The 19,282-nt window shown below is 71.7% G+C and carries 15 protein-coding genes; 8 read left to right on the top strand and 7 right to left on the bottom strand.

Features of this window, described 5'->3' with window-relative positions; translation table 11 throughout:
* Positions 1 to 64 precede the first annotated feature (64 nt).
* Positions 65 to 616 (top strand): DUF3455 domain-containing protein, encoded by a 552-nt coding sequence (locus ACIPFH_RS28310; RefSeq protein WP_401830697.1) that lies wholly within the window; start codon positions 65 to 67, stop codon positions 614 to 616.
* A gap of 237 nt (positions 617 to 853) precedes the next feature.
* Here the strand turns inward: ACIPFH_RS28310 and ACIPFH_RS28305 are convergent, their stop codons facing one another.
* On the bottom strand, positions 854 to 1,264 hold the full coding sequence (locus ACIPFH_RS28305) for a nitroreductase/quinone reductase family protein (RefSeq protein WP_401830695.1): 411 nt from the start codon (positions 1,262 to 1,264) through the stop codon (positions 854 to 856).
* 83 nt (positions 1,265 to 1,347) lie between these two features.
* Between ACIPFH_RS28305 and ACIPFH_RS28300 the strand changes: the two genes are divergently transcribed.
* Entirely contained in the window at positions 1,348 to 2,190 is an 843-nt protein-coding gene (locus ACIPFH_RS28300; RefSeq protein ID WP_401830692.1) for an endonuclease/exonuclease/phosphatase family protein, read from the top strand.
* Here the strand turns inward: ACIPFH_RS28300 and ACIPFH_RS28295 are convergent.
* Positions 2,187 to 2,720, bottom strand: a complete 534-nt coding sequence (locus tag ACIPFH_RS28295) for a nuclear transport factor 2 family protein (RefSeq protein WP_401830689.1) — start codon at positions 2,718 to 2,720, stop codon at positions 2,187 to 2,189. The two genes, ACIPFH_RS28300 and ACIPFH_RS28295, sit on opposite strands and share 4 nt — an antisense overlap.
* 576 nt (positions 2,721 to 3,296) lie before the next feature.
* Here ACIPFH_RS28295 and ACIPFH_RS28290 point away from each other — a divergent pair.
* The 3 genes from ACIPFH_RS28290 (at position 3,297) to ACIPFH_RS28280 (ending at position 7,498) form a co-directional block, all read left to right on the top strand.
* Positions 3,297 to 4,163: an LLM class F420-dependent oxidoreductase gene (locus tag ACIPFH_RS28290; protein ID WP_401830687.1), complete on the top strand. Its 867-nt coding sequence runs from the start codon at positions 3,297 to 3,299 to the stop codon at positions 4,161 to 4,163.
* A 67-nt stretch (positions 4,164 to 4,230) separates the two neighbouring features.
* Positions 4,231 to 6,825 carry a bifunctional FO biosynthesis protein CofGH gene (locus tag ACIPFH_RS28285; protein WP_401830685.1) on the top strand — a complete coding sequence of 865 codons (2,595 nt, stop codon included), beginning with the start codon at positions 4,231 to 4,233 and terminating at the stop codon, positions 6,823 to 6,825.
* Positions 6,826 to 6,910: 85 nt separating this feature from the next.
* Positions 6,911 to 7,498, top strand: coding sequence for a hypothetical protein (locus ACIPFH_RS28280; RefSeq protein WP_356248698.1), 588 nt, complete (start codon positions 6,911 to 6,913; stop codon positions 7,496 to 7,498).
* 108 nt (positions 7,499 to 7,606) lie between these two features.
* On the opposite strand, the gene ACIPFH_RS28275 is transcribed toward ACIPFH_RS28280, so the two are convergent.
* Positions 7,607 to 8,134, bottom strand: a complete 528-nt coding sequence (locus tag ACIPFH_RS28275) for a DUF2165 domain-containing protein (protein WP_401830682.1) — start codon at positions 8,132 to 8,134, stop codon at positions 7,607 to 7,609.
* A 339-nt stretch (positions 8,135 to 8,473) separates the two neighbouring features.
* Here ACIPFH_RS28275 and ACIPFH_RS28270 point away from each other — a divergent pair, with 339 nt between their 5' ends.
* Complete coding sequence (locus ACIPFH_RS28270; RefSeq protein ID WP_401830680.1) at positions 8,474 to 9,598, top strand: ADP-ribosylglycohydrolase family protein; 1,125 nt, start codon at positions 8,474 to 8,476, stop codon at positions 9,596 to 9,598.
* Positions 9,599 to 9,659: 61 nt separating this feature from the next.
* Here the strand turns inward: ACIPFH_RS28270 and ACIPFH_RS28265 are convergent, their stop codons facing one another.
* The gene (locus ACIPFH_RS28265) at positions 9,660 to 11,243 is read right to left on the bottom strand and encodes a sodium:solute symporter family protein (RefSeq protein ID WP_356248692.1); all 1,584 of its coding nucleotides are present in this window, start codon (positions 11,241 to 11,243) and stop codon (positions 9,660 to 9,662) included.
* A 136-nt stretch (positions 11,244 to 11,379) separates the two neighbouring features.
* The gene (locus ACIPFH_RS28260) at positions 11,380 to 12,165 is read right to left on the bottom strand and encodes an SDR family oxidoreductase (protein ID WP_401830677.1); all 786 of its coding nucleotides are present in this window, start codon (positions 12,163 to 12,165) and stop codon (positions 11,380 to 11,382) included.
* Positions 12,166 to 12,240: 75 nt separating this feature from the next.
* On the opposite strand from ACIPFH_RS28260, the gene ACIPFH_RS28255 reads away from it, so the two are divergent.
* Positions 12,241 to 13,116, top strand: a complete 876-nt coding sequence (locus ACIPFH_RS28255; protein WP_401830675.1) for a hypothetical protein — start codon at positions 12,241 to 12,243, stop codon at positions 13,114 to 13,116.
* A gap of 54 nt (positions 13,117 to 13,170) precedes the next feature.
* On the opposite strand, the gene ACIPFH_RS28250 is transcribed toward ACIPFH_RS28255, so the two are convergent.
* Positions 13,171 to 15,189 carry an MFS transporter gene (locus tag ACIPFH_RS28250; protein WP_401830674.1) on the bottom strand — a complete coding sequence of 673 codons (2,019 nt, stop codon included), beginning with the start codon at positions 15,187 to 15,189 and terminating at the stop codon, positions 13,171 to 13,173.
* A gap of 170 nt (positions 15,190 to 15,359) precedes the next feature.
* On the bottom strand, positions 15,360 to 18,077 hold the full coding sequence (locus ACIPFH_RS28245; protein ID WP_401830672.1) for a D-alanyl-D-alanine carboxypeptidase: 2,718 nt from the start codon (positions 18,075 to 18,077) through the stop codon (positions 15,360 to 15,362).
* A 200-nt stretch (positions 18,078 to 18,277) separates the two neighbouring features.
* Between ACIPFH_RS28245 and ACIPFH_RS28240 the strand changes: the two genes are divergently transcribed.
* Positions 18,278 to 19,033, top strand: a complete 756-nt coding sequence (locus tag ACIPFH_RS28240; protein WP_356248682.1) for a GPP34 family phosphoprotein — start codon at positions 18,278 to 18,280, stop codon at positions 19,031 to 19,033.
* Positions 19,034 to 19,282 lie beyond the last annotated feature (249 nt).

The following is a 19,282-nucleotide window of genomic DNA, read 5'->3' as shown; positions in this document are numbered from 1 at the left end:
GGGAGACACGGACATCGGTTCCGTCGACCCGCGAAAGACACCCGGAAACGTTCTGGAGACCAACTTGAAGCTCGCCAAGCGTCTCGTCCTCACCACGGCGGCCCTCGCCACCGCCACCGCCGGCACGCTCCTGACCACGACGGTCGGTCATGCGACGCCCGCCCAGTCGGCCCCCACCCACGTCGACGCGCCCGCCACCCTCAAGGTGCCCGACGGCAACCGCCTCACCGGCGTCTTCGACGCCCGCGGCGTCCAGACCTACACCTGCGCCGACGGTGCCTGGAAGCTCCTGGAGCCCGCCGCCACCCTCTCGTACAAGAGAGACCGGGCCCACCGGCCCGTCGCCCTGCACTCCCGCGGCCCGGTCTGGGTCTCCACGGTGGACGGCAGCGCGGTGAACGCCGCCGCGCTCGTCACCTCTCCCAGGACCGGCACGATCCCCGAGCTGCTCCTGAAGACCACCGCCACCCGCGGCACCGGCGTCTTCGCGGACGTCTCCTACATCCAGCGCCTGAAGACCTCCGGCGGCGTCGCGCCCACCACCGCGTGCACCGGAGCCGACCAGGTCGGCGTCCCCTACTCCGCGACCTACGCCTTCTACAAGCCCGCCAAGTGAGCGGAGCCGAGCGGTAGGCGGGACGGCGGCGGCCCCCGGACGATCCCGAGGGGCCGCCGCGATGCCCCGCCTCCACCGTGCTCCGGCCGACGTGCTGTCTGACCGACGCGCTCCGTGACTGACGTGCTGTGCGGCCGAGGTGCTGCGTGACTGACGCGCTCCGTGACTGACGTGCTGTGTGACTGACGTGCAGTACCGCTCGTGTGACCCGAGGTCCGTGTGGTCGGGGGCCGTCCGTCAGTCGGCCAGGTCCACCCGGATGGTGAGCAGCCCCGTCCCCAGTGCCCTCACGGCAACGCTGTTGCCCCGGGGGAGGGTGCGCAGACGGGCGACCGGGTCGTCGTCGGGCATCAGGTGGGCCGTACCGGAGTGCCACCGCCCGCCGAGCCGCACCCGCACCCGCGGATCGGCCTGGATGTTGCGGACGTACTGCGACCGTTCGCCGAACTCCGAGACCAGCCAGAAGGCGTCGCCGACCCGGCGGCCGCCCAACGGGGTGCGCCGGGGCAGTCCGGAGACGCGGCCGGTGGTCTCCAGGAGCGTGTGGAAGGGCAGACGGCGCATGAGCGGATTGGCGACGTACCGCTGCAAGGCGGTCGTCGCGCGGAAACGGAGGTCGGTGGGGCGGGACTCGGCGGGGCGGGACATCGTCCGCAAGGCTCCTTCGATCCAGGCGCTGTTGCTTCAATGGTCCCCTGACGCCTTGGGCGGGACGAGAGCGGGTGCAGCACATGCGCGTGGTGACGTGGAACCTGTGGTGGCGGTTCGGCCCCTGGCGCGAACGCCAGAAAGCGATCCTCACGGTGCTGCGCGAACTGGACCCCGATGTGGTCGGCCTCCAGGAGGTGTGGGCGGCCGGCGCCGAGAACCTCGCCGAGTGGCTGGCCGACGAACTGGGCCTGCACCGCGTATGGGCCCCGTCACCGGCCCCCGAACGCTGGCGGAAGCGGATCACGGACCCCGACGCCGGCTCGGTCGACATCGGCAACGCGGTGCTGAGCCGCTGGCCGGTCGTGGAACAGGAGGCGCTGCTGCTGCCCGCGCCCCCCGAACTGGCCGACGGCCGCGCGGCCCTCTACGCCCGAGTGGCCGCGCCCGCCTTCGACATACCCTTCTTCACCACCCACCTCACCTCGGCCCCGCACGCCTCGGCGGTGCGCCGCGCCCAGGTCACCGCCCTCGCGGAACTCGTCGACCGGCACCGCGACGGCACCCCCTTCCCGCCCGTCGTCACCGGCGACTTCAACGCCTGGCCGGACTCCGACGAGATCCGCCTCTTCGGCGGGACGAGGACCGCGCCCGCCGTCCCCGGCCTGGTCCTCCACGACGCCTGGGACTACGCCGACCCGACCGCCCCCGCCGCCACCTGGACCCCCGAGAACCCGTACGCGGCCCGCGTGCTGGAACCCGCCGCCCGCATCGACTACATCCACGTGGGCCCGCCGGGCCCGATCGGCGAGGGGCACGTCCGGCAGATCAGCCGGGCGGGCCACGGTCCCGTGGACGGGGTCTGGCCCTCGGACCACGCGGCGGTGGTCGCGGACCTGGCGGAGGAGGAGACGGCGATCATCTAGGCCGTGCCGAACGCAGAGCCGGAATCCGTGCCGGAACCCGTGCCGGATGGCGTGCCGGATGCCGGGGCGAACGCCCGGGCGACGGCGAGGCTGTCCTCGTACACGTGGTGCCGGGTGACCAGGCCGCCCTCGACCGTGAGGTGCAGGGCGAACCTGGCGCGATAGGCCCGCCCGGTGGAGCGGGCGGTCTCGCGGATCTCGCCGAACACGACCGCGTCGTCGCCGTCGACGAGGACGCGCTCGATCTCGGTGGCCGCCTCCCCGGGGACGTGGTGCCCGGCCAGCTCGCGGAAGTGGGCGGCCGCGTCGGCACGGGTGGCACGGTGGCGGATCCACGGGGTGGCGCCGCGCCCACGCCCGTGCTCGTCCTCGGGCCAGGCCAGCTTCCAGTCGCTCGGTTCGGCGTACAGCTCCGCGATGCGCTCGGGGTCGCCTTCGCCGATCCGGCGCAGCAGTTCCCGCACCACGGCGAGGGTGGTCGGGCGACCGGCTGAGGACTGCGCGGCCGAGGACGGTGTGGCTGACCGCATGACCGGTCCCTCCGTTCAGGAGGCCGCGTCCCGCTGACGCGACGAGGCCGCCATTCTCGGCGGCGGCGACCGGTCCGCGCGATTACCTCTCAGGTAACCACCGCTCCAGCAAAGGGAGTTGCGTGTGCTCCCGGATGGCCCGGCCGGGTACGAGTGCGGCAACAAAGGCCGCCGAAGGCGACGTTCCAGCCCCCACCCGTGCGCGTCGGTATCGGCGGCACCCTGTTCCTCCCCCTTCGCCGGAACGGTGCCAACTCGGCGCGTCGGCAGCCTGGTTGGCGACCCGCCGAGTATGCCGTGCCCGCGTCGGCGATCCACCGGGATGTCACGGGCCGGCTTGAACGGACGTGGTCCGCACATGGATTCGTCGCCGCCTCCGCCCGAGCCGACAGGTGGCCGCTGGACACGCCGGGCGCGTTCTGGCGGCGTGCGCGGAAGGGGAGGGAAGCGCGCCGACCGTCCGCCGTAACCCAGGCCAACCGGTCGGTATGGACACCTGTCCCTTCTGCCGGTACAGATGAGGGCGTCACCCGCGACGACGCGGTCGAAGCCGTACGCAGCGAAAGGCCCCCGCCCATGCGCATCGCCGTCACGATCTTCCTCACCGACGAGACGATCACCCCCATCCGCCTCGCCCGTGAGCTGGAGCAGCGCGGCTTCGCCGGGCTCTATCTGCCCGAGCACACGCACATCCCGGTCGAGCGGACCAGCCCCTACCCGGCCGGCGGCGACCTGCCCCGCGAGTACGGCCGCACCCTCGACCCCTTCGTCGCCCTGGGACAGGCGGCGGCCGTGACGCAGACGCTGGGCCTCGGCACCGGCATCACGCTCGTCGCCCAGCACGACCCGATCGACCTCGCCAAGCAGATCGCCACCGTCGATCATCTGTCGGGCGGCCGCCTCACCCTTGGTCTCGGCTACGGCTGGAACGTGGAGGAGGCCGCCGACCACGGCGTCGAGTGGCGTACCCGTCGCGAGCTGGTCCGGGACCGGATGCGGCTGATGCAGGCCCTGTGGGCGGAGGAACCGACGGCGTACGAGGGCGAGTACGGCAGCGTCCGCGCCAGCACGGCGTATCCCAAGCCCGTGCAGAAGCCGCGCGGACCGGTCGTCGGCCCCCGCACGCTCGTCGGCGGTGCCGCCGGGCCGAAGCTGTTCTCGCACATCTGCGAGTACGCCGACGGCTGGCTGCCGATCGGCGGCCGCGGCCTCTCCGAGGCGCTTCCCGTGCTGCGCTCCGCGTGGGCGGACGCGGGCCGCGAGCCGGACGCCCTCCAGATCGTGCCGTACGCCGTCCAGCCGTCCCCCGGCAAGCTCGCGTACTACGCCGAGCTGGGCGTCGAGGAGGTCGTGGTGCAGTTGCCGCCGGCCGGTGAGACGGAGGTGCTGGGCCTGCTCGACGGGTACGGCGCGTACCTGACCGGCGCCGCTGACACCGTGTAACGACCCCGCGGGAGGGACGAACAGGGCGTCCCGTCGGCTCTGATCAGCCCGAACGTATGCTCAAAGGATGACGACCTCCGGCACCGGCCCCGGCCCGATCACCGGCCCCACCGAGAACTCCATGCGTCGCGCTCTCAAACGGGCCCGTGACGGCGTCGCCCTGGACGTCGGCGAGGCGGCCGTCCTGCTCCAGGCGCGCGGTGAGGCGCTCGAAGACCTCGCCGCCTCCGCAGGCCGGGTGCGGGACGCCGGCCTGGAGGCGGCCGGCCGGCCCGGTGTCATCACGTACTCCAAGAGCGTCTTCATCCCCCTGACCCGGCTGTGCCGGGACAAGTGCCACTACTGCACCTTCGTCACCGTCCCCGGCAAACTCCGCCGGGCGGGACACGGGATGTTCATGTCGCCCGACGAGGTGCTCGACATCGCCCGGCGCGGTGCCGCCCTCGGCTGCAAGGAAGCCCTCATCACCCTCGGCGACAAGCCGGAGGAGCGGTGGCCCGAGGCCAGGGAATGGCTCGACGCGCACGGTTACGACGACACCATCGCCTACGTCCGGGCCATCTCCATCCGCATCCTCGAGGAGACCGGGCTGCTGCCGCACCTCAACCCCGGGGTGATGAGCTGGACCGACTTCCAGCGGCTGAAGCCCGTCGCGCCCAGCATGGGCATGATGCTGGAGACCACCGCCACCCGCCTGTGGTCCGAGCCCGGCGGCCCGCACCACGGCTCCCCGGACAAGGAGCCCGCCGTCCGCCTCCGCGTCCTGGAGGACGCCGGCCGCTCGTCCGTCCCCTTCACCTCCGGGATCCTCATCGGCATCGGCGAGACGTACGAGGAGCGCGCCGAGTCGCTGTTCGCCCTCCGCAAGATCTCCCGCGCCTACCACGGCATCCAGGAACTGATCATCCAGAACTTCCGTGCCAAGCCGGACACGGCGATGCGCGGCATGCCGGACGCGGAACTCGACGAACTGGTCGCGACCGTGGCCGTCGCCCGCCACATCATGGGCCCGTCCGCCTGCCTCCAGGCTCCGCCCAACCTCGTCGACAGCGAGTACGAGCGGCTGATCGGGGCCGGTATCGACGACTGGGGCGGGGTGTCCCCGCTCACCATCGACCACGTCAACCCCGAGCGTCCCTGGCCGCAGATCGACGAGCTCGCCGAGAAGTCCGCCGCCGTCGGTTTCCGTCTGCGGGAACGTCTCTGCGTCTACCCGGAGTTCGTGGGGCGCGGCGAGCCCTGGCTCGACCCGCGGCTGCTCCCGCACGTTCGCGCGCTGGCCGACCCGGAGACGGGCCTGGCCGTGCCGGACGCCGTCGTCGAGGGACACCCCTGGCAGGAGCCGGAGGAGGTGTTCGTGCCGTCCGGCCGTACCGACCTCCACCGCACCATCGACACCGACGGCCGTACCTCCGACCGCCGGGACGACTTCGACGAGGTGTACGGCGACTGGGGCGCCCTGCGGGAGGCGGCCGCCCCCGGCATGGTGCCGGAGCGCATCGACACCGACGTACGGCAGGCTCTGGCGACGGCCGCCGACGACCCGACGAAGCTCACCGACGACGAGGCCCTCGCCCTGCTCCACGCGGACGGCCCGGCCCTGGACGCCCTGACCCGCATCGCGGACGACGTGCGCCGCTCGACGGTCGGTGACGACGTCACGTACATCGTCACGCGGAACATCAACTTCACCAACGTCTGCTACACGGGCTGCCGTTTCTGCGCCTTCGCGCAGCGCCGCACCGACGCCGACGCGTACACGCTCTCCCTCGACCAGGTCGCCGACCGCGCCCAGCAGGCCTGGGAACTGGGGGCAGTGGAGGTCTGCATGCAGGGCGGCATCCACCCGGACCTGCCCGGCACGGCGTACTTCGACATCGCCAAGGCGGTGAAGTCCCGGGTCCCCGGCATGCATGTGCACGCCTTCTCGCCGATGGAGGTGGTGAACGGCGCGACCCGCACCGGCATGTCGATCCGCGAGTGGCTGACGGCGGCGAAGGAGGCGGGGCTCGACTCCATCCCCGGCACGGCGGCCGAGATCCTGGACGACGAGGTCCGCTGGGTCCTGACCAAGGGCAAGCTGCCGACGGCCACCTGGATCGAGGTCGTCACGACGGCGCACGAGGTCGGGATCCGGTCGTCCTCGACGATGATGTACGGCCATGTCGACCAGCCGAGGCACTGGCTGGGCCATCTGCGGACCCTGGCCGGGATCCAGCAGCGGACCGGCGGCTTCACGGAGTTCGTCACGCTCCCCTTCATCCACACGAACGCGCCGGTGTACCTGGCGGGGATCTCCCGTCCCGGCCCGACCATGCGGGACAACCGGGCGGTGACGGCGATGGCCCGTCTGCTCCTGCACCCGCACATCCCCAACATCCAGACCAGCTGGGTGAAGCTGGGCTCGGAGGGGGCGGCGGAGATGCTCCGCTCGGGGGCGAACGACCTGGGCGGCACGCTGATGGAGGAGACGATCTCGCGGATGGCGGGCTCGTCCTACGGCTCCTACAAGTCCGTCAAGGACCTGATCGCGGTCGCGGACGCGGCGGGCCGCCCGGCGAGGCCGCGCACGACGCTGTACGGCGAGGTGCCCGAGGAGCGGCAGCGGGCGGCCACGGCGTCGGACGGGCACCTGCCGGAACTGCTGCCGGTGCTGGACTGAGGAACCACGGTGGGACCGGGCAGCGGGCCCCTCGCAGTACGATGATCGGGCCCCGATCGCAGGGGTCCCACAACTGAGGAGATGCGTGCCCGTGCCTGCCCGACGGCTTCCCTCCTGGGTCTGGGTCACAAGCCTGACAGCCGGCGCGATCGCCGCGGTCGTCGTCCTGACGGCGCAGGCCGAGAAGGGCCCGCACCCGACGGCGTCGGCGGCGAACCGCCCGAGCGCCTCGGCGTCGGCGGGCACGCGCCCCTCGGCCTCGCCGAAGCCGTCGGCCACCCCCAAGGCGGCCGAGGTGCCCGACGCCTCGGGCACCGGCCGCCGGATCGTCTACTCGCTGGGGCAGCACCGGGTCTGGCTGGTCGACGCCGACGACACCGCCCGCCGCACCTTCACGGTCTGGCCCGGCACGGTGAACCCGGCCGTCGGCAGCTTCACGGTGTCGCTCCGCAAGGACGCGACCACGGGCTCCGACGGCGTGGCGATCGAGCACATCGTCTACTTCTCCGCCACGTCGGGCGTCAACATCGCCTTCTCCAACGCCGTCGACGGCTCCTCCCCGCCCCCGGCCGCCGCCGGTACACAGACCGGCGGCATCAGGATGGCCAAGGCGGACGGCACGGCCCTGTGGGCGTTCGGCGAGACGGGGACGAAGGTCAGGGTCGTCGAATAACCTCCGGACGCCCGCAGGCTCGGACGCCCGCAGGCTCGGACGCCTGCGGGCCCGGACGCCTGCGGGCCCGCTACGGGAGCCCGCAGGCCCGCTACGGAAATCCGGGAGTCACGCCCGGGAGTCGTCCCGCGCCTGTCCGAGCGGCAGGTGGTTCACGATCAGCACCACCCCGCCGAACAGGAACGCCCGGGTCGCCGCGTCCAGCCCGTTCCAGTTCTCCGACTGCCACATGGCGAACCACTCTCCGCCGATCGCGATGAACCCGGCGCCGAACAGCAGCATCACCATGACCAGCCCGTACGTGGACAGCGCCCGACCGCGTATGCTGTCCCGCCGCGCCCAGAACCAGGTCCCGGCGGCCAGCACCAGCCCGGCGACCGTCTCCCACACGATGATCGCGACGTAGGCGGCGTCCTGGAACCCCTTCCCCGTCACCGCCCGCCACATCAGGTCGTCGTCCTTGAACGTCGTGTCCATCGCCAGCACATGCCGCACGAACTGCTGGTTCGTGCCGAAGTCGGTGATGTTCCCGAAGGCGACGAGAAGCATGTAGAGCGCGACCGTCCCGGTGAGGAGGGTGGCGGTGAGGGGAAGCACGCGTGAGGCGTGTGGGATTTGTGAGTTGGGGGTGGTCATGCCGGTGTCCTTACCCCGCCAAGTGCCGTGCGTCCCCTCCGAATTGAGTCCGAGATGGTCGAGGGGTCCGTCGGGGGAATGGCCACCGCCGCGTGAACCGTGGGAGGCGGCCCGCCACCGGGTGCGGTGTGGTCGTCCCGTCGGCCTCCCGCCGACTTCCCGCCCGGGTTCGCACCGGCTCTCCACCATCTCTCCACCGCGAGGCCGGGGCACAGAGCGGGTGCAGCTCGGGCATATGCCACGCTCGGCACCTCTCTCCCGGCGCTCGTCCCGTGTCCCCTTGCGCCTGTTCGATTACAGTGACGAACGTCGTGCGTACGGACGGTGCGGGAGGACTTGGTGGGTGCGACTGCCGGGCCCGTCTGGGGCCGTGCCGAACAGCAGGACTTCCGCAGCCGGGTGCGTGGCACGTTGCTGGGCGCGGCCGTCGGGGACGCGCTCGGAGCGCCCGTGGACACCCTCGGGATCGAGGAGATCCGGCAGGGCCACGGACCCGAGGGGGTCGTGGACCTGGCTCCCGCCTACGGGCGGCGCGGCGCGGTCACGCATCTCACCCAGCTGACCCTGTTCACCGTGGACGGGCTGATCCGCGCCCAGGTACGACGGGACACCGGCGCCTGGCATCCGCCGACCGATCTGCACCGGGCGTATCTGAGATGGGCCGCCACCCAACGGGACTGGGGTCCCGACCTGCGCCGCAAGGACGACGGCTGGCTGGCCCGCGAGGAGTGGCTGTACGCCCGGCGCGATCCGACCCGCACGCTGCTGCTCGGGCTCGGCGACGAGGTGATGGGAACCCTGGACTCGCCCAAGAGCCCCGGCGCGGCGGGGCCCGAGGTGGTTCCCCGTTCGGTGCCCGTGGGGCTGCTCGTCGGCTGGGAGCCGCAACTCGTCGCGCAGCTCGCCGTCGAGTGCGCCGCCCAGACCCACGGCCACCCCACGGCGTGTCTTTCGGCGGGCGCGTACGCCGTCACCGTGCACGCGCTGGCCTGCGGCGAGAGTCTGGACGGCGCGGTGCAGCGGGCGCTCGCCCTGCTGGTCGCGCGGCCGGGCCACGAGGCGGTGTCGGAGGCGTTGCAGCGCGCGCTGGGCGCCGTACGGCAGGGGCTGCCGGGCCCGGCCAGGGTGGAGGAGCTGGCGGGGGCGGGGACGGCGGAAGCCGTGCTGTCCGGTGCCGTCTACTGCGCCCTCGTCGCGGAGGACGTCCGGCACGGGCTGCGGCTCGCGGTGAACCACGGCGCGCCCTCGGCGCCGACCGCCGCCCTCACCGGCGGCCTGCTCGGCGCCCTGCACGGCGAGACGGCCCTCCCGCCGGCCTGGCTGGCCGAGCTGGAGGGCCGTCCCACGATCCTGGAACTGGCCGACGACTTCGCCATGGAGATGACCCAGGGGCCGGCCCTGCATGGTCCCGCCGGGGCTTCACCGGGATGGATGGCCAGATATCCGAGGGGGTTGCCGAGTTGAGCTGCGGGGGCCCGGGGCTGCCGCCCCCGGGCCCCGCCTCTGCCCTGAAGGGGCCTCGTCCTCAGACGCCGGTCGGGCTGGCCGGCTGCCCCCCGACCGCGTCCCTGGGCTCGGGCACCGCCGCAGCCGCACCGGCGGAGTCCCCGTCCCCGTCCGTGTTGATCCGTTCGATGATCGCGAGACGTTCCGGGGTGTCCTCGGGCTTGATGAACCCGACGACGATGTAGAGGACCAGCGACACAGCCAGCGGGATGGACACCTGGTACTGGAGCGGCACTCCGCCGTCGACCTTCCAGTTGATCGGGTAGTTGACCAGCCAGAAGGCCAGCAGACCCATCGACCAGCTGGTCAGCGCGGCCGTCGGACCGGAGCGGCGGAACGGGCGCAGCAGGCCCAGCATCATCGGGATCGCCATCGGGCCCATCAGTCCGGCCACCCACTTGATGACGACCGTGATGATGTCCTTGAAGGCGGGGGAGTTGACCTGCGTGGCCGCCGCCATGGAAAGACCGAGGAAGACGACGGTCGCCACGCGCGCCGCGATCAGCCCCGACCGCTGGTTCCACTCCCGCGCCCGAGCCCAGATGACGGGCGCGCAGTCCCGGGTGAAGACGGCGGCGATGGCGTTGGCGTCGGACGAGCACATGGCCATCGTGTGCGAGAAGAATCCGACGATGACGAGCCCCAGCAGGCCGTGCGGCAGAAGCTGTTCGGTCATCAGGGCGTAGGAGTCGGAGCCGTCCGGCTTGTTCGACGTGACCAGCAGCGGCGACATCCACATCGGGAAGAACAGCACCAGCGGCCAGACCAGCCACAGCACCGCCGACAGCCGCGCCGACCGCTCGGCGTCCTTCGGGCTGCCGGTGGCCATGTACCGCTGGGCCTGGTTGAGCATGCCACCGTTGTACTCGAAGAGCTTGATGAAGAGGAACGCGAGCAGGAACACCGTGCCGTACTGGGCCACCAGGGGTTTGTCGTGGCCCTGGAGCGCGGGCTGGTCCCAGGCGTCCAGGAACCCGATGCCCTTGTCGTTCAGCTTCAGCACGACGGCGACGAACATCGCGACGCCGGCCAGCAACTGGATGACGAACTGGCCGAGTTCGGTCAGCGCGTCCGCCCAGAGTCCGCCGATGGTGCAGTACACGGCGGTGATCGCGCCGGTGATGAGGATGCCCTGGTTGAGGGAGATCCCGGTGAAGACGGACAACAGGGTCGCGATGGCGGCCCACTTGGCGCCGACGTCCACGATCTTCAGCAGCATCCCGGACCAGGCGAGTGCCTGCTGGGTCTTCAGGTCGTAGCGGTTCTTCAGATACTCCAGCGGGGACGCCACGTGGAGTCGCGACCGGAGGCGGTTGATGCGCGGCGCGAACAGCTTCGAGCCGATGGCGATGCCCAGCGCGATGGGGAAGGACCAGGTGATGAAGGACGTCACGCCGTAGGTGTAGGCGATGCCCGCGTACCCGGTGAACATCACCGCGCTGTAGCCCGACATGTGGTGCGAGATGCCGGACAGCCACCAGGGCATCTTGCCGCCGGCGGTGAAGAAGTCGCTCACATTGTCGACGCGCTTGTGCGACCAGACGCCGATGGCGACCATCACGCCGAAATAGCCGATGAGCACGGTCCAGTCGAGACCGTTCATGTGACCTCCCATGGTTCAGCCCGGCGTTCAGCCCGGCGCTCATCGTGGGCGCTGCTGCGTGAACACGACAAGTAACCGTAAGGTCAAGGGAGGGTAAAGGAATTCGGTATGGTGGCCTGCGTTCATCTATGTGAACTCAATGCATCAGCTCCCCCGCGTTGACCAGCAACGACTGTCCCGTGATCGCCCGCGCCCGGTCCGACGCCAGGAACACCGCCGCGTCCGCCACATCCCCGTCCGTCGCCAGCTCGGGCAGCGCCATCCGCCCGGTGAGCCGCCCCAGCACCTCCTCCTCCGTCACTCCCTCCGTCTGCGCGGTGAACTGGACGTAGGCCTGCACCGGCGGCCCCCACATCCAGCCCGGCAGCACGGTGTTGACCCGGATCCGGTGCGGCCCCCACTCCCGCGCGAGCGAGTACATGGCGCTGGTCAGCGCTCCCTTGGAGGCCGCGTACGCCGCCTGGCGCACCTGCGAGGGCGCCGCCACGGCGGACTGCGTCCCGATGAACACCACCGACCCGCCCCTCGCCCTCAGCCCGGCCAGACACGCCCGCGTCATCCGCAGCGTCCCCAGCAGGTTCACGTCGATCACCGACTGCCAGGTCGTGAAGTCGGCGTCCTCGACCCCGCCGAAGTAGGAGTCCCAGGCCGCCACGTTCACCACGGCGTCGATCCCCCCGAACCGCTCCAGCGCCAGCCCCGCCAGCGCCTCGCACTGCCGCTCGTCGGTGATGTCGGTGACCCGGTACGCCGTACGCGCTCCCTCGGGATCGATCTCGGCGGCGCTCTTCACGAGATTCGCCTCGGTCCGCGCCCCCAGCACGGCGTTCCCGCCGTCCCTCACGACCGCGGCGGCGATCCGGTGACCGAGCCCGGCGCCGACCCCCGAGACGACGACGGTCTTGCCGTTGAGCGGTGACATGGGGCCCCCTTGCCTCTGGCGGATTACCTGACGGAGCGTCAGAGTATGGGCCAGTCGCCGAGGATGGGGAAGAGCATGAGCGAGGAGACGCACCGCGACACACACCGCGGGACACGCGGTGACACGCGCAGCGAGACGTACGCCGAACTGGCCGCCGTGGGCCCTTACGGGGTGCGCCCCGGCCATGCCCTGATCACCATGGTCGAACCGCACCCCGGCCACGAGTACGCCTACAACCGCTGGTACGAGGACGACCACTACTACGCCGGCGCGATGGCGATGCCCTGGATGTACGCGGGCCGCAGGTGGGTGGCGACCCGCGACCTCCAACTCCTGCGCCGGCCGGAGAAGTCGGCGATCGCCCAGCCGGTCACCGCCGGCTGCTACCTCTCCACCTACTGGATCACCGCCGGGCGCTACGACGACCACATGAAGTGGACGGTCGCCATCAACAAACGCCTCAACCGGGACGCCCGCGTCTACCAGGACCGCACCCACGTCTTCACGGCGTTCCAGGACCACGAGACCACCGTGTACCGGGACGGCGCCGCCGGTCCCCGCGACTTCCACGCCCTGGACCACCCGTACGCGGGCCTGGTGGCCCAGGTCGTCGACACCGACTCGGCGCAGCAGCGCACCGAACTCCTGGAGTGGCTGCGCGCCCGCCACCTCCCCAAGCGGGTGGCCGGCTCCCCGACGGCCATGGTCACCGTCTTCCGCCCCACACCCCTGCCCGGCGACCGCATGACCTACGTGAAACAGGTCGAGGGCGTCGACACCCGCCTGACCCTGCTCTGGTTCCTGGAGAGCGACCCGAGGGACTGCTGGGAGCAGCACTTCACGGGCCTGGAGGAGGCGGTGGCGGAGTCGGGACTGGGGCGGGTGGAACTGGTCGCGCCGTTCATCCCCACGGTGCCGGGAACGGACCGGTACGTGGGCCAACTCCGCTGATCACGGCAACTCCACCGAGTACGGCAGCACCACCGAGCAGGGCAGCACCACCGGTCACGGCTGCTCCTTCAGCTCGTCCGGGCACGGCGTGCCCCGGGGCAGCTGGTAGGGCGCGGCCAGCCGGTAGGTCCCCGCCTTCGGCGCGAGCAACACCGTCCACTTGTCGCCCTCCGCGTCCTCCTCCGTCTCGAACAGGCAGCCGTTGACGTTCTCGTACGTCTTCGGCTCCCCTTCGACCCGGTCCTTGGACGCCTCCGTCTCCTGCGGCGGCTTCAGACTCTTGCCCTCCGCGTCCACGACGCTCAGCCACGGCGAGTAAGGGATCCGGATCAGGATCCGCCCGGCCTTCTTCACGTCGATCGTCATCTCACCCTGCTCGGCCCGCTGCACCACCGCGTTCGGCTCGGCGAGCGAGGCCGGGTCGGTGACCTTGAACAGCTGCCAGTTGGCGTCGCCCCAGATCTGCTCCAGATACGGCAGTCCGCGCTGCACCAGCTCCCGCTCCCGCTCGCCCCCGTCCCCGTCCAGGGCCTCCTTCGGGACGACGACGAAGTGCACGGCCCACCGCTGGAGCCACTCGTGGTAGTTCGCGGAGTTGAGGGTGTCGTCGTAGAAGAGCGGGTTGCGCTCCATGTCGGCCTGGCGGTTCCAGCCCCGGGCGAGATTGACGTACGGCGCGAGGGCGGACGCCTCGCGGTGCGAGCGGGCCGGTACGACCTCCACCCGCCCCTTCTCCGCGCCGACCCCCTGGAGTTCGTTGACGAGCGGCGCCAGCTCACGCGCCCAGGAGGCCGCCGGGGTCGTCCGGACGACGTCGTCGACCGACTTGAAGCCGATCCAGCCCACGAACCCGAGGAACGCCACGACGATCACGTACCACTTGCGGGTGCGCGGCGCGGCGAACGGCAGCGCGGCCATCAGCACCACGCCCGTGAACAGCATCGCGAGCCGCGTGATGTTGGACCCGATCTGCGAGCTGATCAGCCACACCAGCAGCACGCCGAGCCCGTACACCGCCGAGGTGATCCGCACGGTCTTCCAGTCGCGCGGGACGACCGCGAAGACGACCACCGAGCACAGCAGCGGCAGGGACGCCGATCCGAAGGACATCGGCTGGGTGCCGGAGAAGGGGAACAGCCAGGCGGACAGGGCGACCACGGCCGTCGGGGCGAGCCCCAGCGCCCACGCGCCCGGCCGCCGCTTCTGGAGGAACAGCGCGGCGGCGACGAGCCCCACGAAGAGCCCCGCCACCGGTGAGCCCATCGTGGCGAGCGCGGCGAGCGGCGCGGCGCACAGCGCCTTCGCCCACCGTTTGTAGCGCCAGCGGTGCGGCCAGCAGAACACGACGGCGACGGCGCCCAGCGCGAACATGTTGCCGAGCCCGAACGTCACCCGTCCGGAAGCCGCGTTGCACAGCAGGGCGAAGATCCCGGCCAGCGCCGGCCACACCGGGTCCTTCACGGGCCGGCAGCGCAGCAGGATCAGGGTGAGCAGACCCGCCGAGAGCGTCCCGGCGATCATCATCGTCGTCCGGACGCCGAGCAGGGACATCAGATACGGCGACACCATGCTGTACGACACCGGGTGCATGCCGCCGTACCAGGCGAGGTTGTACGCGGAGTCGGGGTGCCGGCCGACGAACTCGGCCCAGGCGTCCTGCGCCGCGAGGTCGCCGCCACTGTTCGCGAACGTGAAGAACCAGACGAGGTGCAGGATGCCGGACAGCCCCGTCATGGACAGCACGAGGTGGCGTCGCAGCCAGCCGGCCGACCGGTCCAGCGTGGCTCTCGCCCGGGATGCCTCGCGCGCGGGGCCCGTGGCGTCCGTGCGGCCGCCCGGGGGCGAACCGTCCGGGACAGGACCCTGCTCGAGGTCTACCACCTCGGCACGGCCGTCATGATCACGGCCATCACGGCCATCGCCACCACGGCCGTCGTGGGCGGTGCGGTCGTCATGATCGTCGTGGGCGGCGCGGTCGTGGGCGCCCGACTGGGGGGCGGGCACCCTTGGTCGCGGGCCGACGTCCGGGCCCGGACCGGTTTCGTCGGCGCGTGTCGGCTCCGCAGTGGCCACCTGAAGGCACTCCCCGTGTCCCGTCTTCCGCTCTCGGCCGCGTGCCGTTCGCGTCCGCTTCACGGCTGCGTCCCTGCGACCGGCGACCTGTCCCGTTTCGTGACGCTAGCACGCACCCCGCCGGGCGGCTGCCCGACGGGGTGACGGAGGCGTACGAGCGGGTGCGCGGGTCAGCCGATGCGTGTCAGCTTGTCCGAGAAGCCCGGCTCGGTCAGGTCGGACTGCAGGGCGACCGGCACCTTCACGGCACTGCTGGAGCCGTCCCCGACGGTGAGCGTGCCCACCTGGGTGCCGGCCTTCGCCGTGTGCGGCACCTCGTCGGCGGTGAAGGACAGCTTCACCGTCATGCCCGCCCAGCCGACCGCCGGGACGTCCTTGGTGATGACGACGGGCGTGTGGCCGCCCAGCTTGTCGTCGACATACCCGACGACGTCGCCCTTCTTGAGGATCTTCGCCGAGGTGACCGCGTCCTCGGCGGCGAGCAGCGCCGTCTGGCTGACCGCGTTGACCGTTTCGAGGATCCTCGGCTTGTGCTGGCCGAGGATCGCGCCGACGAGGGTCACCGTCTGCCCGCCCACCTCCTTGCGGGAGGCGAAGAGCAGGTTGCCGCCGGCCGCCGTGGTGCTGCCGGTCTTGATGCCGATCGCGCCCATCTTGAACGGCAGCACGTTGTAGTTGGGCCAGTTCTTGCCGGACGGGTCGTCCCAGCTGGCCGCGCTGGAGATGGAGACCAGGGCCGGGACCTTCACGAACGCGCGGCCGAGCTTCACCTGGTCCTCGGCCGTGGAGACGGTGGTCTCCTTCAGGCCCGAGGGATCGGTGTAGGTCGTGGCGGACATCCCCAGCTGCTTGGCGGTGGCGTTCATCTTCTTCACGAACGCCGCCTCCGAGCCCGCGTCCCAGCGCGCGAGCAGGCGCGCGATGTTGTTGGCGGAGGGGATCAGGACGGCCGACAGGGCCTGCTTCTCGGTGAGCCGGTCGCCGGCCTTGACGGTGTTGAGCGTCGACTCGTCGCCGGTGACGTCGTAGCCGCCCTCCTTCTCCGCCGTCGCGTCGACCTCGATCTCCGGACCTTCCTCCCCGGCCTTCATCGGGTGGTCCTTGAGGATGATGTACGCCGTCATGGTCTTGGCGACCGAGCCGATGGCCACGGGCGTCTGCTTGCCGAAGCTGCCCATCGTGCCGACGCCGTCGGCGTCCATCCAGCCCTGCCCCTCACCCGGCCAGGGCAGCTGCGTCTTGCCGCCTTCGAAGGTGTAGCTGTCCTTCGCGGTGAGGGTCAGCGCGGTGGCCGGCAGCGGCCGCGCGGCCTGCGCGATCGCAAACACGACCATCAGCAGGATGACCAGTGGCGTCCAGATCTTGAGCCGCCGTCCGAGCGTGCGCAGCGGGGTCGGCGGGGGCGGCGGGGTGTTCGTCAGCTCCGCCAGCAGGTCCAGCGGCGGCTTCGGCGGCAGCGGCTGCTGGGTCGTGCGCTCAGGACCGACCTGCGGGACGAGCGCGGTGACGTCGGCGGACGGCTTCAGCGGGCGGGGCTCGTCGAGCGGCTTGAGCGCGACGAACTTGCTGGTCCGCTCGGCGGGGGCCTCGGCCGGGGTCTCGCGCTCGGCCTCGGTCCTGGCGGCCGGGGCCTTCTCGTCGGCCTTGTCCTCGGCCTCGTCCTTGGCCGGCTCGGGCTTGGTGGCGCCGCCCAGCTTCAGCATGGTGGTCGGCTGGTCGACGGCGGGTTTGGGCCGGGGGGTCTTGAAGACGGCGGTGGGCTGGTCGACGGGGGACTCGTCGGGCCTGTCGGCGTCGGCGTCGGCGTCGGCGTCGGCGTCGGTGTCCTGGGCGGTGTCGGCCTGCCCGGCCCCGCCGTCCGGAGCGGCTTCGTCGTCGGCCTCGTCGGCGTTCGACGCCCACTTCGGCGCGGGCTTGGAGGCGAGCGCGGCGGCGGACTTGGCGCCGGACTTGGCGGCGGGCTCGGCCTTGGCCTCCGGCTCGGCGTCGTGCGGCCCGTCGGCTTCGGCTTCCTCGGCGTCGCTCCCGGAACGTTCCTCCGCCTCGGCGTCGGTGTCCCCGTCGGAGGGTTCCGTGTCCGTGGGCCTGGCGTCCGAGGGTTCCTCGAGCGAGGGTTCCTCGTCCGCGGGTTCCCCGGCCGAGGAGCTCGCGTCCGCCGGCGAGTCCGCCGCGGGCTCCTTCGGGGAGCCCTTGTCGTCCGCGGAGGCCACCCACTGGGCCACGGCCTCGCGCAGACGCTCGTCACCGCCCTCGGAGGCGCCCTCGGCGGCCTCGGAGGCGCTCCCGGCCGCCCCGGCGCCCTCTGGGCCGTCCGGAGCGGTCCTGGCGGCGTTCTGGCCGTCCTCCGCGCTTTCGGCGCCCTCGGCCGTGTCCTCGTCGGCCACGGCCCCCGCGTCGGCGTCCTCGGGCTTGATGGCCCCGTCCGCGTCGCCGTCCGCGTCGCCGTCCGCGTCGCCCCCGTCCGCGTCGGTCTCGGCGCCCCCCTCGGCGGTGCGGGTCGCCGTGGACTCCCCGGCGGCCTTCCCGGCGGTGCCGGTCTCGGCGGGCTCCGCCGGCTTCCCGGCTCCCGTGGGCTCGGCGCCCTCCTCGACGTCCTCGGGCCTCTCCGCTCCCTCGGGCTCCGAGGGCTTCTCGGACTCCGTGGTCTTCAGGTCCCGTACCGAGAACACTCGGGTCGCCGTGTCCACGCCGCCCCGTGTCGCGGACGGTTCGGCATCGCGTGCCACCGCGACCCGCGGATCGCGGACCTCGCGGGACTCACGTGCTTCGGGAACCGTGCCCGCGCTCCCCGACGTCGGTTCTGCCGACGACTCGCGCTGCTTCGACCTGTCGGGGGACTCGCCCGCCACCGATGCCTCCTCCATGTGCCGCACGCCCACCGCGCGCATGTGCCGAACCGTGAACCGCCCGCCCGGGACCCGCCGTACGGCGTGTCCGAACCATGTACCAGTGTCCTGTGTAGATGGCTTGGCTCCTGCGGTAGACGAGAACGACATACCTACTGGTTCCACTACAAACAGGTCACGCACCCTCGACAGACCATTGTGAGAGGGGTCACCCTGTCATTCATCCACGCGGGGAGGCATGGATGGGCAGGAGCCGCAGAACAATTCCGGAAGAGCTTTTGTTGCTGGCGCTGGACCCGACCACGGGTACCACCGCACAGCCGCAGTCGCTCGACCTCGGTCTGGCCGGAGCACAGCTAGTGGAGCTGGCGCTGGCCGGACGGATAGCCCCTGACGGGGATCGTATCGCCGTGGTGTCCCCACGGCCGACTGGAGACCCAACGCTGGACTGCGCGTTGGAGTTGCTGCGAAGGCGTGGCGCTCCTGTACGGGCCGTCCATTGGATCGGCGGGCCGCGTCTCGGGCTACGCCAGATTTACCTCTCGCATCTGGAGCGGTGCGGCATGGTTCATGCCGTGGCGGGCCAGATGTGCGGAGTGCTGCCGACGACTCGCTACCAGGCGACGGACACCGACATCAGCCGGGAGATCAAGGCCCGGCTGGACTCCGCGATCCGCACCGGCGTTCCGCCGGACCCGCGGACCGCGGCGCTCGCCGCACTGGCGCACGCGGTCGGCCTCGGCAAGCACCTGTACCCGGGCAACGAGGGACGTTCGTCCCGCTCCCGGTTGCGGGACCTGATCAGGCACGACCCCATGGGCGGCCTCGTGGCGCACGCCGTGATGGACGTCCAGAACGGCGCGGTGGCACAGCCGCGCCGCAACCAGGCACCACCCGGCCGCCAGGCCGGACCCGGTGCCAGGCCTGTTCCGGAGCCGGCCCGTGGCGTTCCGGCGCAGCCGCACCGCGGTCCGATGGCACGTGTCGTGGCGCACTGAGCCGCAGTCCCACGACAGCGCGCCGGCCGGACCGGGGAACCGAAAGACGTAGTACCGCAAGACCGTTGGACCCGTGGGACACAGGACCCTTCCGGGAGCCGCCGCGGCCGCGCGGGGTGGTGGGACGTATCGACCCGCCACCCCGCGCGGACGCATGTCGGGGGGCAGACCCGAACTGGCGTGTAGCCGCCGCATATCCACCGTTTTCCAGCGGTAGAAAGCACCTTGGTGGCAGTCTGCTCAACAGCG

It is taken from the genome of Streptomyces sp. NPDC088157 (genome assembly GCF_044741545.1).
GTDB lineage: Bacteria > Actinomycetota > Actinomycetes > Streptomycetales > Streptomycetaceae > Streptomyces.
The sequence above is the reverse complement of the archived record's forward strand: the minus strand, read 5'-3'. Positions and strand labels throughout refer to the sequence as shown.